Origin of the sequence: Paraburkholderia sp. Clong3 (genome assembly GCF_050436485.1) — a bacterium.
Taxonomy (GTDB): Bacteria; Pseudomonadota; Gammaproteobacteria; order Burkholderiales; family Burkholderiaceae; genus Paraburkholderia; species Paraburkholderia tuberum.
Window position 1 is genome coordinate 3,465,419 of record NZ_JBNDMH010000002.1, and the last position, 15,244, is coordinate 3,480,662.

The following is a 15,244-nucleotide window of genomic DNA, read 5'->3' on the forward strand; positions in this document are numbered from 1 at the left end:
CAGATTACCCCTAGATACAGATAGAGAAGAGAACCACATGGGCAAGGCAACCGGTTTTCTCGAGTTCGAACGTCGCCACGAGACGTACGAGGCTCCGCTCACGCGTGTGAAGCACTACAAGGAATTCGTCGCGGCACTGACCGACGACGAAGCGAAGATTCAAGGCGCGCGTTGCATGGACTGCGGCATTCCGTTCTGCAACAGCGGCTGCCCGGTCAACAACATCATCCCGGACTTCAACGACCTGGTGTTCCGTCAGGACTGGAAGAACGCGATCGAAGTGCTGCATTCGACCAACAACTTCCCCGAGTTCACGGGCCGCATCTGCCCGGCACCGTGCGAAGCTGCGTGCACGCTCGGCATCAACGACGACCCGGTCGGCATCAAGTCGATCGAGCACGCGATCATCGACAAAGCCTGGACCGAAGGCTGGGTCGCGCCGCAAACGCCGAAGCACAAGACCGGCAAGAAGGTCGCCGTGGTCGGCTCGGGCCCCGCGGGTCTCGCGGCCGCGCAGCAGCTCGCGCGCGCCGGTCATGACGTGACCGTGTTCGAGAAGAACGACCGGATCGGCGGCCTGCTGCGTTATGGCATCCCCGACTTCAAACTGGAGAAGTGGCAGATCGACCGCCGCATGCGCCAGATGGAAGGCGAAGGCGTGACGTTCCGCACCAACGTGTTCATCGGCAAGCCGGACTCGCTGCCGGCGCACATCGGCAACACGGCGAAGGAAACCATCACGCCGGCCGAACTGAACGAACAGTTCGACGCGGTCGTGATCGCCGGTGGTTCCGAAACGCCGCGCGATCTGCCGGTGCCGGGCCGCGAGCTCGAAGGCGTGTATTACGCGATGGAATTCCTGCCGCAGCAGAACAAGGTCAACGCCGGCGACAAAGTGCCGAACCAGCTCGTCGCGAAGGGCAAGCACGTCGTCGTGATCGGCGGCGGCGATACCGGTTCCGACTGCGTGGGCACGTCGAACCGTCACGGCGCGAAGAGCGTCACGCAGTTCGAACTGCTGCCGCAACCGCCGGAAGAAGAGAACAAGCCGCTCGTATGGCCGTACTGGCCGATCAAGCTGCGCACGTCGTCGTCGCATGAGGAAGGCTGCGAGCGCGACTGGGCGGTCGCGACCAAGCGTCTCGAAGGCAAGAACGGCAAGGTCGAGAAGCTGATCGCCGCGCGCGTCGAATGGAAGGACGGCAAGATGGTCGAAGTGCCGAACTCCGAATTCGAAATGAAGGCCGACCTCGTGCTGCTCGCGATGGGCTTCACGCAGCCGGTGTCGCCGGTGCTCGAAGCGTTCGGCGTCGACAAGGATGCGCGCGGCAACGTGCGCGCCACGACCGAGGGCGACAAGGCGTACTACACGTCGGTGAACAAGGTGTTCACGGCAGGCGACATGCGCCGTGGCCAGTCGCTCGTGGTGTGGGCGATTCGCGAAGGCCGTCAGTGCGCACGTTCGGTCGATGCGTTCCTGATGGGGCATTCGGAACTGCCGCGTTGAGCGTCTTCGGCCGGTGTGCGTGCCTGGAGTTCCATGCCGCGCGCGCCGGCCACGATTTGCAGGAAGACGTGGAGACGACAAGGCGCCCCATGAAGGGCACCTGTAGCGGGAAAGCAATGCAGTAAAAAAGAAGCCGGGCTCGCCTGAAAGGGGGAGCCCGGTTTTCTTTTGCCTCGTCGCGGTGCGTTATGTCCGCCTCATTGGCGATAGCGCGCGAGCGTCAGACCGTCGAGATCGATCTCCGGTTTGCGCTGCGCGATCAGATCCGCGACCACGCGCGCCGAGCCCATCGACATCGCCCAGCCCGTCGAGCCGTGCCCGAGGTTCAGCCATAAGTTGTCGATGTTGCACGGGCCGAGCAGTGGCGCGCCATCTGGCGTCATCGGCCGGCGGCCGACCCAGAAGTGCGCGGAAGTCGGATTGGCCGCGTGCGGAAACCAGTCGCGCAGCACCGTGAGCAGCGTTTGCAGCGCCTGCTCGCGCAACGTCGTCTGGCGATTGCCGAGCTCCGCCGTACCCGCGATGCGCAGGTTGTTGCCGAAGCGCGTGATCGCCGTCTTCAGCGATTCGTCCATCAGTGCCGCCCGTGGCGCTTTTTCCTCGTCGGTCACAGGCAGCGTGGCCGAATAGCCCTTCACCGGATAGAGCGGCACCTTCACGCCGAGCGGCGCGAGCAACGCCGCGCTATCGACGCCGAGCGCGACGACCACCGCGTCGGCCGGCAGCGTCTGCGCGCCCCGCTCGCTTTGAATATGCACGCCGCGCACCGTCGCTCCCTCGACATCGAGCGACGTGACGCGCGTGTCGAAGCGAAAGCTCACGCCATTGCGTTCGCAGATCGCGCGCAGTTCGCGGGTGAAGCGCGCGCAGTCGCCGGCCTCGTCGTCGGGCAGATAGAGGCCCGAGAACGGCGCCTGACGCGCCCAGTGCAGACCCGGCTCGATCTCCGCGCACTGCGCGGCGCTGACCTCCCGATGCACGATGCCCGCATCGCGCAGCACCGCGAGCGCCGGCTGCGCGAGTTCGACGTCGTACTCGCTGCGAAACAGTTGCAGATAGCCCTGGCTGCGGCCGTAGTCGAACGGATGACGGCCGCGGAATTCGTGCAGGCAAGCGCGGCTGTAGTACGCGATGCGCTGCATACGCTGCTTGTTCACGCGAAAGCGGTCGAGGTCGCACTCGCGCAGCCAGCGCGCGATCCAGCGCCATTGGGCCGGATCGAGCGTCGGCCGGAAGATCAGCGGCGAGGCCGGCTTGAACAGGTACTTGAGGATTTTCGCCGGCATGCCGGGCGCGGCCCATGGCGTCACGTAGCCCGGCGCGATCACGCCGGCGTTGCCGAAACTCGTGGACAGGGCGACGTCCGGTTCGCGCTCGATCACCGTCACGTCGCAGCCTTGCTGGCACAGATAAAAAGCAGTGGCGACGCCGATGACGCCGCCGCCGAGTACGATCGTTTTCATGATTGGGAACTGCGGTGTCAGACGATCTCAAGCGGCGGAGCCGGCCGCCCCTAGCACCTTGCCCTTCGTTTCCGGCAGGCACAACGCGGCGACGATCACGAGCAGATACCCCGAGCCCGCGACGATGCCCATCGCCTTCACGAGCGTCAGCGTCTGTGCGAAGGTGCCGACGAGTATCGGAAAGAACGAGCCGAGCCCGCGCCCGAGGTTGTAGCAGAAGCCTTGCCCCGAGCCGCGGATTTCGTTCGGATACAGCTCCGACAGATACGCGCCGATGCCCGCGAAAATCCCCTGCACGACGATGCCGAGCGGGAAGCCGAGCGCGAGCATCATCGTGTCGGTGATCGGCAGCATCGTGTAGACCATGCCGAGCACGAACGAGCCGACCGCGAACAGCACGAACGACGCGCGCCGGCCGATCCTGTCGCACAGAATCGCGCCGACGATATAGCCGGCGAACGAACCGACGATCAGCACGATCAGATAGCCGCTCGTATTGAACACCGACAGATGGCGCTCCGTCTTCAGATAGGTGGGCAGCCACGTCGTGATCGCGTAGTAGCCGCCGAGCATGCCGGTGCACAGCGCGCTGCCGAGCACAGTTGTCTTCAGATGCGCGGCTGAGAAGATCTGCATGAAGTGCGACGTGTTGATGCCGCTTTCGCGCGCGCGACGCGTCGCGAGAAAGATGTCGGGGTCGCTGACGTTGCGGCGGATATAGATGATCCATGCGGCGGGCAGCAGGCCAACCCAGAAGCACGCGCGCCACGCGTACTGTTCCGGCAGCAGCGCGAACGCCGCCCAGTAGACGATCGCCGCGGCCGCCCAGCCGAACGACCAGCTGCTCTGCACGGTGCCGACCGCCTTTGCGCGATGCTGTGGCGAGCGGATCGTCTCGGCCATCATGATCGTCACGACCGACCACTCACCGCCGAAGCCGATGCCCTGCAGCGTACGCGTGGCGAGCAACTGCCAGAACGACTGCGTGAAGCCGGACAGGAACGTGAAGATCGCGAAGGTGGCGATCGTCCATTGCAATACACGGATGCGGCCGTGGCGATCGGCAAGAATGCCGGCGAGCCAGCCGCCGATCGCCGACGAAATCAGCGAGCTGGTGGCGATCATGCCTGCTTCGCTTTTGCTCATGCCCCACGTCGCGATCAGCGTCGGAATGAGGAACGAGTAGATCATGAAGTCGAACGCGTCGATCGCGTATCCGCCGAAACCGGCGAATAGCGTGCGACGCTCGCGCGGGGTCAGCTCGGTGAACCATTGGAGAGAAGACATGTTTTGTTGTGGTCTCCAGGTTTCTTGTGCCTGCGGGGGCCGGATGGGAGGGTGTCCGTATTCTACGGGGATGCGGCGTCGTGAGGCCAGTTGGGGTCAAAAAGGGCGTGCGCGAGGTAACGGCCGATAAGGCACCGCAAGGGAACGGAAATCAGTGGGCCAACCGTCCCTCTTTTTTCTTACTAACCCCTACGATGTAACGCAAAACTTCCTGGTCAACGTTAAACTGCGTCTGCAGCCCCGGCTGCCCCACGCAATCCTCCTATACACCTGTCGCCCCCGATGTCCGTTACCGCGAAAAACCGTTCGCCTTTCCGCGCCTTTGCGAGCACGACCGTGCCCGTGGAGCGCGGCATGCCCGGCGAAGCGTCGGCGGCGCGGCGACGCTTTCTGAGGGGCTCGGCCGGTGCGATGCTGGCCGCGGGTTTCGGCAGCACGCTGCTGTCCGCCTGCGGCGGTAGTCTCGAAGCCGATCAGCCGGCTACGCCGCGGCTCGTGTCGGTCAGCAACTTCCGCGATGTCGGCGGCGCGGGTGCCGGCTATCTGACCGTCGACGGCAAACAGATGCGGCGCGGCGTGTTCTATCGCGCGAACGCGCTGACGCTGAGCGGCACCGATACGGCAACGCTCGACAAGCTCGGTATCGTGTCGGTCTACGACCTGCGCACGCCCGCCGAAATCGCACGCACCGCCGACGTGCTGCCGAGCGGCGCGACATCCTCGACGCTGAACGTGCTCGGCACGAACGACTTCGTCGCGCCCCCGGTCGATTCTCCCGTCGACGCCGTCGCGTTCATGCAGGCGCAGGCGCGCGCGTATGTGACGGGCGGCCCGCAGCGAGCCGCCTATGGCGCGCTGCTCGGCGCGCTCGCCGACGGCACGGGCGCGCAGCTATTCCACTCGAACGCGGGCAAGGATCGCGCGGGCTGGGTCGCGGCGCTGCTGCTCAGCATCGCCAACGTTCCGCTCGACGTGATCATGCAGGACTACCTGCTCAGCAACGTCTATCTCGCGCCATCGATCGCCGCGCAAACCACCACGCTGCGCGCGCAGGAAGGCGCGGCCATCGCGACGGCGAGAGCCCCGTTGCTCGACGTCGACGAGAACTATCTGCAGGCGGGCTTCGACCAGGTGCAGGCGAGCTACGGCACGATGGCGAGCTACCTGACGCAAGGCCTCGGTCTTTCCACGGCGACGGTCGACGCGCTGCGCAATCGGCTCGTGCATTGACGCGCTTCGCCGGCGCGCTTTGGTGGCCTTCCTTACAGCGCAAAAAAAAAGTCCGCCGCAGAGGTGCGGGCGGACCGGGAAGGGCTGCATCGAGGTTGCCGGGGGTGACTATAAGGCCGCACCCCGCGCAACAGTCGATGCGGTAAGGGCAGGTAAGTGTCCGGTCCGCGCCGCGTTTGCCTGCGATCATCCTTACGACAGCGCCGGGTCCAACGGCAATTCGATCCGTACTTCGAGCCCACCCTGCGCGTGATTGCGCACGAGGCAGCGTCCACCGCGATCGTGCGCGAGCCGCGCGACGATCGCGAGACCGAGCCCGCAATGGCCTTCGCCGCCGCGCGCGGCGTCGAGCCGCACGAACGGCTTCATCGCCGCGGCAATGCGGTCGTCGGGAATGCCGGCGCCGTGGTCGCGCACGCTGATCGTCCAATGACGGTCGCTGTACGCGGTCGAGATTTCCACCGGCGGCATGCCGTGTTCGAGCGCGTTGTCGACGAGGTTCGTCACGAGCCGGTCGAGCAGCGTGCGCGGCAGCGTGAACGAGGGGCCGGCGCGCAGATCGAGCGCGAACAGCGGGGTTTCGGCGGGGTCCGCCGCTTCGGCGGTTTCAGCGGCCTCCGCGTAATCGCCCGAGGAAAACTGCTCGCGCAAGAACTCGTCGACTTCGACGGGCGGTCCGGCGTCCGCCGATTGGCCCGCGAATTCGAGGAACTGCTGGACGATGTTGGTCAGGGAATCGACGTCGCGGATCAGGCCCGCGCGCTCGTTTTCGTCGACCAGCACGCTTGCGCGCAGCTTCAGGCGCGTGAGCGGCGCCTTCAGATCGTGCGCGACGCCGGCGAGCATCACCGCCTGGTCGTCGCCGGCTTCGTTCAGGCGCCGCATCATGTCGTTGAATGAGCCGATCAGCTCACGCAGCTCGCGCGGGCCCTGCACCGGCACGGGTTGGGGCCGGCCGCCCGAGCCGAATGCGCGCGACGCATCGGCCACGCGCGACAACGGCCGTTGCATCTGCCACACCGCGAACAACGACAGGATCAGCCCGGCGACCAGCATCGACACCGATTCGATCAGAAAGCGCGGCGGCGGCGGCAGGTCGACCGGCACGACGACCCAGTTCGACTTGCCCGGGACCAGCACCCACAGTTGCGGCGGACGCAGATCGTCGACGGCGATCTGCGTGCCGGCCGGCAGGTTCTCACGCAGGTGCCGGCTCAGTTCGACCACCATATGCTCGTGCGGCTCGCGCAGATGCACGCTGGTCGGCATGTTCCAGGTGGGCACCAGATGCACGCGCATCGCCGGCGCGAGCGCGGCGCCCTTGATCGGCTCGCCGTTGATCGCCTGCAGCACGAGCAGAATGCCGCGCGCGAAGCCGTCGATTTCGTGGCGCGGCGGCTGCATCGTCACCAGCACGAACCAGCTCGCCTGAATCGCGAACAGCACCGCCGCCGACAGCAACGCCATTCTGCCGAACAGCGTGTTCAGCGGATTTCTCATGCGCTCGGGGCGGCCCCGTCCTCGAAGGGTGTGCCGTTGGCGTCGGGCACGAACACGTAGCCCCTGCCGCGCACCGTTTGCACGTAGCACGGGTTCGACGGGTCGTCTTCGATCACGCGGCGCAGGCGCCAGATCGGTACGTCGAGGCTACGGTCGCGGAACGCGAGGTTGTCGCGATGCACGAGATCGTGAATCAGCACGCGCGACAGCACCTTGTACGGATTGTTGACGAAGATCTTCAGCAGCGCGAATTCGCTGTCGCGCAGCGGCAGCTTGGCATCGTCGCGGGTCAGCGAGCGCGTGGCGAAGTCCAGTTCGAATGGACCGAAGCGATAGCGCTTGCGTGCTTCGGGCGCGCTCGTGGTGGACGGCCCGCGCCGGCGCAACACGGTCTGGATCCGCACGAGCAGTTCGCGCGGATCGAACGGCTTGGTCAGATAGTCGTCCGCGCCGAGCGACAGGCCGACGATGCGGTCGGCCACCGTGCCGCGCGCGGTCACGAAGATCACCGGGATGTCGTCGCCGGCGGCGCGCAACGCGGTGAGCGCGCGCAGGCCGTCGGTGTTCGGCATCATGATGTCGAGCACGACGACCGACGGCCGCTCACGCTCGAGACGACGCTGCAAATGGGTGCCGTCATGCAGCACGGACGCATCGAAGCCGTTCGACTGCAGAAACTTGCAAAGCAGATCGCGTACGACCGGATCGTCGTCGACGATAAGGACCTGTGGATTCATGGCGAAATTCTAGACTGGCCCGCCCGACGCGCGACCGGGCATTTCCTTACCAACGCTTACTGTGCGCCGCTCGGTGCTGGCGGGCTCGCGCCGGGGCGGATCAGCGAAGGTGCAGCGCTTACTTTAGCACTGCCTGATCCGGCTCTGCGCGACGACAGGCACGCGATGACAACAGTTGGCAAGCACTCGAAAGCTCTCGCAAGCCCACGGAACGGATCGTAACAACAGCGCGAAAGCGTGCTTTGCTTCGCCCATCGTCGGCACCCGCGCGGCGCGATGATTCGTTCCGCAGCAAGTCGCGCCGCACGCCGAACGAGGCCCGCTGCCTCGGACGACGGCGCGCGGCGTTCAACCGATACCGGTGCGCAATGCGCGCCTTCGCGAGGTCCATCATGACGATCCAAAATACGCTCGGTTCCACGCCTTTCTCCTCGCTGGCAAATAAGCCGGCCACGGAGAAGTCCGCCAGTTCAAGCTCCACGGGCGCAGCGGCGAAATCGCAGCAGAGCGCTGGGCTCGGGCAGCCTGCACTGCCTGCGCCGGGCACGGGGCTCATCGGCCATCTGGTCAACACGACTGCGTGAATCGGCGAGGTCCGCGTGCCGTTATCCAGAACTACTGAGCAGCGGCGGCGCGCCGTGGCGTGGCTCGTTGCCGGCGCGCTGCTGTTGCCGCTCGGCGGCTGCGGCGCCGCGGCGCTGCCGTGCCGGGTCACGGCGGCGACACTGAAAGTGCTGCCGGTGGTCGGCCATGCGGCGGCGACGCCGTTCGACATGTGCGCTTCCGCGATCGATTGAATCATGACGCTTACCCGGGTGGTTGGTGCACTGATGCTGCTCGGCGGCGTGCTGTCGTGCGCCGCGCATGCACAGCTCGTCGCGCGCAGTGCGAAGGCGGCCAGCGCGGCATCGAATAGCGTCGTCACCGACACGCGGCGGCGCTCGCCGGACGCGCCGTTTTCGTTTCGCGGCGTCGCGCTCGGCATCACGATCGACGAATTCCGCGCGGGCTCGACCGTGCGCGCGACGCCGGTCGGCAGCGTGCCGATCTGCGAGACGGACGTGCAGGCCGGAGCGCTCGGCATGCGGCTGAAGTCGCACGATAGCCTGAGCGTCGCGTGCCGCTGGGGGCATCGCGATGATGAACGCTGGGCGGTGTCGCAGGCCGTGGTCGATGGTGCGCCGGCGCTCGAACACGTGATGCGCTTCGCGCGCATCGACGGGCAGGGCGCGCTGCGTCTCTACGAGATGTCGTTCGTGATCGACGAGCTGACCGCGGAGGATCTGCGCGACGCGCAACGCGGCGGCGCCGGGCGCGATGCCGATGTACGTATGGGAAAACGCGGTGAGTTCGATCACGCTGTGCTTTCTGCCCGGCAGCCGCAACGGCACGCTCACGTATCTGCTGAAGGGCTCGGATGCGTGGATGAAAGCGCTCGTGCGGCAATGGCAGGCGAGCGGCGCCGATGCGGGCTGACGTGGGCTGACGATTGCCAGGCAACCCTGATTACCGGTGCGATCCCAACGCCGAAACCGGGCGGTGTCCGGATAGGCCGCCTCACTTCGACTCCTTTCATCCTTTCCGCCACGGAGCCAGCATGACCGCGCTACGTCTCACCCTCGTGCTCGGCGCCGCGAGCTGTCTCTCGGCCTGTTCGAGCGCGCAGACCAGGTCGATCGTCGAAACGCCGATGGCGCCGCCGCTCGCGTCCGCGCCGTTGAACGTCAACACGCAAGGCGCGATCTATCAGGCCGGCGCGCCGCTGCTGCTGTATGAGACGCCGCGCGCGCAGCACGTCGGCGACGTGCTGACGATCCGGCTGTCGGAATCGTATAGCGGCAACAACAGCGCCAGCGCGTCGGCGAACCGCACGAGCAGCATCACCGCGACTGCCGCGGATCAATCGACGAATGCCGCCGCGCGACTCGCCAAACTGTTCAACATCGGCTCTGCCAGCACCGACTACAAAGGGCAAGGCAATCTGAGCGACATCAGCGACATGACGGGCACGCTAGCCGTGACCGTGATCGGCACGGTGTCGGGCGGCAATCTCGTCGTGTCAGGCGAGAAGGTGATCGCGATGGGCGGGACCCGCGACCGTCTTCGACTCTCGGGCATCGTCAATCCCAAGGACATCGAAGCAGGCAATTACGTCGCGTCGAGCAAGGTCGCAAATGCGCGCATCGAGCAGGCGGGCCTCGGCATGGTCAACGATGCGACGACGATGGGCTGGCTGCAGAGGATGTTTCTGAGTGTGCTGACGTTTTGACCGTCAGCCGGGTCAGCGCGGTGCGCGCGACACCGCGCTGCGCGTTACGTGCGACGCGTGGGCCGCATCAACCGGCTTCGACCATCAGGCGCCGCTAACCGAGCGGCGGCGCAAGCCCGCGTTCGGCCGCGCCGATCTCGCCGTCCGGCACGAACACGTAGCCGCGTCCCCACACCGTCTGCACGTAGCGCGGTTCCGACGGGTCCACTTCGATCAATCGACGCAAGCGCCAGATCGAAACGTCGAGACTGCGGTTGCGATGCGCTTCGCTATTGCCGTGCAGTTTTTCGAGCAGCTGCGCACGCGTGAGCACGGTCATCGCATGCGTGACGAACACCTTCAGCATCGCGAATTCGCTCGAACGCAGCGTGATGCGTTCGCCGTCGCGGCGCAGTTCGCGCGCGGGGAAGTTCACTTCGAAGCGGCCGAAATGATAGGGCGCGCGCTGTTCCGGCGCGCCCGGCGCGATCGAGCCGCGACGCCGCAGCACGGTGCGAATCCGCGCGACGAGCTCGCTCGGTTCGAAAGGCTTGCCGAGATAGTCGTCGGCGCCGAGTTCGAGGCCGATCACGCGATCGATCGGATCGGCGCGCGCGGTCAGCAGGATCACGGGAATGTCGTCGCCGGCGACACGCAAGGCGCGCAGCGCGCTGATGCCGTCGAGCTCCGGCATCATGATGTCGAGCACGACGAGCGCGGGACGCTCCTGCTGCAATCTGCGCTGCAACGCCAAGCCATTTTCCAGCGCGGCGGCCTTGAAGCCGCGGCCGTGCAGATATTCGCTGACGAGCTCGCGTACGACGGGATCGTCATCGACGATCAGGATGGTCTGGTTCATTCAGGTCATCTTAGTGATGCGCACGGGCCGCGCAAAGCGTATACCGCTTTCCAATCCTTTCCCGTGTAAGGCGCTGCAAGCGAAAGCAAGGCCGCGGGCACTCAGTGGGGCGGCGGGAAGGCCTGCGAGGTTTGCAGGGTCTGCTGTTGCTGCGCTTGACGCGGGAAATCGGTCCGATCGACCACCATCCGCTCGATCAGTCCGCCGAGCTTGACCGAGGCCGAAGAAAAACGGTCGGCGTTCAGGCCGCCGGTCTGATAGCGCGCGGTGACCAGAATGCGGCCACTCTGGATCAGCGTCAGATCGATGATCGACAGGTACTGGATCGATTCGTCGCTGAACGAGCGGCGGCCATAGTCGATCGCGGCGTTGTAGACGAGCCGCGCTTCGCAGCCGGCCGGCGAGGTGCCCGGATTGTAGACGTCCGAACGAATACCGCGCCGCTCGAGCGCGAGCTGCAGCGCCGGCACGAAATCGCCGACCGACACTGTCGGGTTCACTTCGATGCAGACGTGCTGCAAATCCGCGGGCCGGCCGTTGACGAAGGTCGGCGACGAGTAGTTCGACGCGATCGCGTAGCCGGCCTGGATGACGGAGCCGGTGGCGTCGGCGGCCTGGATCAGCGTCCAGGCGCAGCCGTCGAGCGCGAGCGTCAGCGTCGCGGCGAAGGCGGCGAGGGCGCAACGGCGCCGGCATATCAGCGAGGCGACCAGACACAGGCGCGAATGCCTGGTTGCCGCTGGCGCGCGCACGGTCGGCGACGAGGTCATGAGGCAGCGCCCGATCCCGGTCACGAAATGCGATGGAGCATCAAAAGCAGCGACGGCCGCGCGCTCAGCGCGTCACGCGCAGTCGCAGTTCGTTCTGACCTTGCACGCTTGCGGTGACGTTCACGCGACGGGCGTCGGTGGTCACGACGAAATGCTGGCGCACGGGTGTGTTGACGTCGTGCACGACGCGCGGAAAGCAGGCGGCGATGTCGGCGCCGAGTTCTTCGAGCGGATCGTTGATGACGCCGTCGGCTTGCCAGTGCGCGCGCCAGTGGCAGTCGTACGCGTGCGTGCTGGCGCGGCAATCGTCCGTATTGGAGACGCCCGGCAGTTGCGCGGCGGTCTCGTTTGGCAGTCGCCGGAAATCGCTCGCATCGACGATGTGCGTGAGCGCCGCGCAGATATCGGCGGGTTGGTTCGGCCCGGTCGTTTGCGCGGCATCGACGGCGTTCGTGAGCAGCAGCGCCGCGCCGCAGGCGAGCGCGATGCGCGGGAGCAAAGACGGGAGCAAAGGTGAAACACGGCGAGCGAATGACATGGGCGAGGAGTCCGGAGAGCGGTTGCGATGAAAGACGTGACTGACATCAACGAAGGCCGGCGCATGGCGCGGCCCGTACGACTATCGTCGCTGCTCGCAGGCATTTGCAAAGCGCGGAACAGCTTGCACGCTCCGCAAATGCTTTCGAACTCTTCTCGTGTCTTTCCGGATGTTGCGCCCGGAGGTGCCGGCGCGCAGGCGAGGCTTAACCGAGCGTCAAGCCGCCATCGATGTGAATCACCTGGCCGGTGATATGGCGTGCCGCGTCGGACAGCAGGAATGCGATCAGCGCGGCGACGTCGTCCGGTTCGGCAACATGACCGAGCGGCGTGGCTTCGGCGGCGTGCGCCCACACGGCCGCGTTGTCGGCGCTTGGGCCGCGATCCTTGCGCGTGTAGCCCGGCGCCACGCAATTGACGGTCACGCCGAGCGGCGCGAGCTCCGCGGCCGCCGTTTTCGCAAGCGCTTCGAGTGCCGCTTTCGTGGCCGCCGTCGCGGCGAATGGCGCATCCGCGCGATAGCGATGCGCGACGAACGAACTCAAGGCGACCACGCGACCGCGCTTCGATGTTTCGAGCGCGGGCATCGCGCGCCGCACGAGCGCGGCGAAGGCGGCTGGCATCGCGGCGAAGGCGGCGCCGAAGGTGTCGGGATCGAGCGCGGCCAGCGTTTGGCGCTGCGCATGGCCGGCGTTCGCGACCAGTTGATCGAGCGCGCCGAAGCTCGCGAGCGTCTGATGGATCACGTGCTCCGCCGCGCCGCGCTCGGCGAGGTCGCCGAACACGGTCGCGCAGCGTGCGCCGCTTGCCGTGCAGTCGGCGGCAACCTGCACGAGCCGTCGACGGGAGGCGTCGTCTGCGCCGCGCGCGTGCAGCATCAACGACGTATGCGGCGCCGCGAGGCGCCGTGCGAGCGCCGCGCCGATGCCGGAACCGGCGCCGGTGATCAGCACGACGCGAGCGGCGGTGCCGTGCGCTTCGCTGACGTGAGCGCCGCTCGCGTCGCTCACGCCGCTACCGCTTCGACAGAACGCTCGACGTCGAGCGTTTCGTCATGGAACGCTGCGAGCGATTCGCGATGCGCGACGCTGACGATCGCAGCCTTCGGCAACCGCTCGGTGAACAGCCGATAGAGCCGCGACTCGTTTTCCGCGTCGAGCGCGCTGGTCGCTTCGTCGAGGAACAGGTAGTCCGGCTTGTGCAGCAGCACGCGCGCGGCGGCGAAGCGCTGCTGCTCACCCGGCGACAGCACGCGAGTCCAGTGCGCCGCTTCCTGCAGACGGTCCGCGTATTCCGACAGATGGCAGGTGATGAGCGCGTCGCGACATTCGTCGTCGCTATATGTGTCCGCCGCCGACGGATACGCGAGCGCCGCCTTCAGCGTGCCGATCGGCATGTAGCTGACCTGCGGGATGAACATCATGCGCGCGTTGACCGGTGCGTCGATCGAGCCGTCGCCGAACGGCCACAGGCCCGCGAGCGCGCGCATCAGCGTGCTCTTGCCGGCGCCCGACGGACCGCGCACGAGCCAGCGCGAGCCCGGCCGGATCGCGATATCGCGGATGCGCGACAGTGGGTTGCCATTGGGCAGCGCGAGCTGGAGGCTGTCGGTGGTAAGCGTGTTGCTGTCGACGAAATGCAGATTGATGCCGCCATGTTCCGTGGCCGGCGACACCGATTCCTTCAGACGCGGCGAATGCACGACGCGCTTGAATTCGCGCAACCGGTTCACGGTCGCGCGCCATTCGACGAGGCTCGTATAACTGTTGATGAACCACGAGAACGAATCGCTGACCGTGCCGAACGCGCTCGAAATCTGCATCAGCACGCCGAACGTGAACGCGCCCGCGAAGTAGCGCGGCGAGGCGACGACGATCGGGAAAATGATCGCGATCTGACCGTAGAAGCTCAGCACGAAGGTCAGGCGCTTCGTGTACTTCATCACCTGCCACCAGTTGTCGCGGATGCGGCCGAACAGCGTGCGCGCGTTCGTCTTCTCGGTTTCCATGCCGTTGTAGAACGCGATCTGCTCGGCGTTCTCACGCAGCCGGATCAAGCCGAAACGGAAATCGGCCTCGACTTTCTGCGCCTGATAGTTGATCGACACGAGCGGATGGCCGACCTTCTGCGTGATGAGCGAGCCGACCACCGCATACAGCGCGGCGGCCCACACCATGTAGCCGGGGATCTGCAGCGGCATGCCGCCGAGCGAGATGCTCAACGCGCCCGCGAGCGACCACAGGATCGTGATGAACGACACGAGCGTGACGACGGTCGACAGCAGATCGAGCGTCAGCGACAGCGTGGTGGTCGCGAACGACTGCAGGTCGTCGCTGATCCGCTGGTCGGGGTTGTCGGCGAGGCGGTCGCGCTCGATGCGGTAGAACGCGCTGTCGTCGAGCCACTCGTTCAGGTAGCGGGTGGTCAGCCACTGGCGCCAGCGGAAGCCGAGCATCTGGCGCAGATAGCGTCCATACACGGCGAGGATGATGAAACCGAACGCGAGTCCGGTAAAGATCATCAGCAGGTGCGGGAAGTCGTGGACGTTCTTCGCCTGCAGCGCGTTGTAGAAGTCCCTGCTCCAGCTATTCAGGCGCACGTTGATCCAGACGACGAGCAGGTTCATCACGATGATCGTGACGAGCAGCCCCCACGCGATGCCTCGTTCCTCGGAAACCCAGTAGGGCTTGATCAGGGTCCACGCGGAGACCTTTTCGTCGGGCGGCAGCGCGGGGCTGGCGGAAGTATGTGATGTCATGAGCGTCCTGATGAAGTGCTGACCCGAAGTGCCATTCCGGCGTACGGGTCCGATCTGGTTGACCCATGTCGGGCGATCCCGCGAACTGCGGGCCCCTTTGCGAGGGCGTGGCTGCCGCGGGTCTGCGATACCTGGCCGGGCATCGCGCCATCACGCTCGATGAACGCGAGTCCGGACTGGCGCCCGATTCTGGCGTGACGCCCTTAAGCGAAAATTAATTTTCGGGGCCGGCATCCGCTGCGCTGCCGCCGCCACGCATGCGGCCACGAGCGTCGCGCGCGCCGCGTTTTTGCGGCACCGGTCACGGCATTGTGCCAGAGCGCCGGGCCGCTTCGCACCGGCATCTCG

At 66.2% G+C, this 15,244-nt stretch carries 14 protein-coding genes and 1 pseudogene; 6 read left to right on the forward strand and 9 right to left on the reverse strand.

Annotated elements, in window-relative coordinates; all coding sequences use genetic code 11:
- Positions 1–37 precede the first annotated feature (37 nt).
- Positions 38–1,507: a glutamate synthase subunit beta gene (locus OKW30_RS20100; RefSeq protein WP_184035664.1), complete on the forward strand. Its 1,470-nt coding sequence runs from the start codon at positions 38–40 to the stop codon at positions 1,505–1,507.
- A gap of 197 nt (positions 1,508–1,704) precedes the next feature.
- Here OKW30_RS20100 and OKW30_RS20105 read toward each other — a convergent pair whose 3' ends face one another.
- Both OKW30_RS20105 and OKW30_RS20110 read right to left on the reverse strand, forming a co-directional pair.
- A complete protein-coding gene (locus OKW30_RS20105; protein ID WP_184035667.1) occupies positions 1,705–2,970 on the reverse strand; it encodes a D-amino acid dehydrogenase in 1,266 nt (421 codons plus the stop codon).
- A 27-nt stretch (positions 2,971–2,997) separates the two neighbouring features.
- Positions 2,998–4,257 (reverse strand): MFS transporter, encoded by a 1,260-nt coding sequence (locus OKW30_RS20110; protein WP_187628810.1) that lies wholly within the window; start codon positions 4,255–4,257, stop codon positions 2,998–3,000.
- 354 nt (positions 4,258–4,611) lie between these two features.
- Here OKW30_RS20110 and OKW30_RS20115 point away from each other — a divergent pair, with 354 nt between their 5' ends.
- Complete coding sequence (locus OKW30_RS20115; protein WP_187616827.1) at positions 4,612–5,487, forward strand: tyrosine-protein phosphatase; 876 nt, start codon at positions 4,612–4,614, stop codon at positions 5,485–5,487.
- Between the two features lie 192 nt (positions 5,488–5,679).
- Here the strand turns inward: OKW30_RS20115 and OKW30_RS20120 are convergent, their stop codons facing one another.
- Complete coding sequence (locus OKW30_RS20120; protein ID WP_429347433.1) at positions 5,680–6,987, reverse strand: ATP-binding protein; 1,308 nt, start codon at positions 6,985–6,987, stop codon at positions 5,680–5,682.
- Entirely contained in the window at positions 6,984–7,724 is a 741-nt protein-coding gene (locus tag OKW30_RS20125; RefSeq protein WP_184035675.1) for a response regulator, read from the reverse strand. The genes OKW30_RS20120 and OKW30_RS20125 overlap by 4 nt, the downstream gene beginning before the upstream one ends.
- Before the next feature lie 392 nt (positions 7,725–8,116).
- Between OKW30_RS20125 and OKW30_RS20130 the strand changes: the two genes are divergently transcribed.
- The 4 genes and pseudogenes from OKW30_RS20130 to OKW30_RS20145 all read left to right on the forward strand — a co-directional run bounded on the left by OKW30_RS20130 (position 8,117) and on the right by OKW30_RS20145 (position 9,993).
- Positions 8,117–8,308 carry a hypothetical protein gene (locus tag OKW30_RS20130; RefSeq protein WP_429347434.1) on the forward strand — a complete coding sequence of 64 codons (192 nt, stop codon included), beginning with the start codon at positions 8,117–8,119 and terminating at the stop codon, positions 8,306–8,308.
- A 54-nt stretch (positions 8,309–8,362) separates the two neighbouring features.
- Positions 8,363–8,521 carry a DUF6726 family protein gene (locus tag OKW30_RS20135; protein ID WP_041734448.1) on the forward strand — a complete coding sequence of 53 codons (159 nt, stop codon included), beginning with the start codon at positions 8,363–8,365 and terminating at the stop codon, positions 8,519–8,521.
- Between the two features lie 3 nt (positions 8,522–8,524).
- A pseudogene (locus OKW30_RS20140) lies at positions 8,525–9,200 on the forward strand (hypothetical protein).
- Positions 9,201–9,321: 121 nt separating this feature from the next.
- On the forward strand, positions 9,322–9,993 hold the full coding sequence (locus OKW30_RS20145; RefSeq protein WP_429347435.1) for a flagellar basal body L-ring protein FlgH: 672 nt from the start codon (positions 9,322–9,324) through the stop codon (positions 9,991–9,993).
- Between the two features lie 94 nt (positions 9,994–10,087).
- On the opposite strand, the gene OKW30_RS20150 is transcribed toward OKW30_RS20145, so the two are convergent.
- From OKW30_RS20150 to OKW30_RS20170, 5 genes are all read right to left on the reverse strand, one after another.
- Entirely contained in the window at positions 10,088–10,831 is a 744-nt protein-coding gene (locus tag OKW30_RS20150) for a response regulator (protein WP_429347436.1), read from the reverse strand.
- Positions 10,832–10,932: 101 nt separating this feature from the next.
- Positions 10,933–11,601 carry a hypothetical protein gene (locus OKW30_RS20155; protein ID WP_429347437.1) on the reverse strand — a complete coding sequence of 223 codons (669 nt, stop codon included), beginning with the start codon at positions 11,599–11,601 and terminating at the stop codon, positions 10,933–10,935.
- Positions 11,602–11,665: 64 nt separating this feature from the next.
- A complete protein-coding gene (locus OKW30_RS20160; RefSeq protein ID WP_184070624.1) occupies positions 11,666–12,139 on the reverse strand; it encodes a hypothetical protein in 474 nt (157 codons plus the stop codon).
- Positions 12,140–12,344: 205 nt separating this feature from the next.
- Positions 12,345–13,148, reverse strand: coding sequence for an SDR family NAD(P)-dependent oxidoreductase (locus OKW30_RS20165; RefSeq protein WP_429347438.1), 804 nt, complete (start codon positions 13,146–13,148; stop codon positions 12,345–12,347).
- A complete protein-coding gene (locus OKW30_RS20170; RefSeq protein ID WP_429347439.1) occupies positions 13,145–14,896 on the reverse strand; it encodes an ABC transporter ATP-binding protein/permease in 1,752 nt (583 codons plus the stop codon). Before OKW30_RS20170 ends, OKW30_RS20165 begins: the two co-directional genes overlap by 4 nt.
- Between the last annotated feature and the right edge of the window lie 348 nt (positions 14,897–15,244).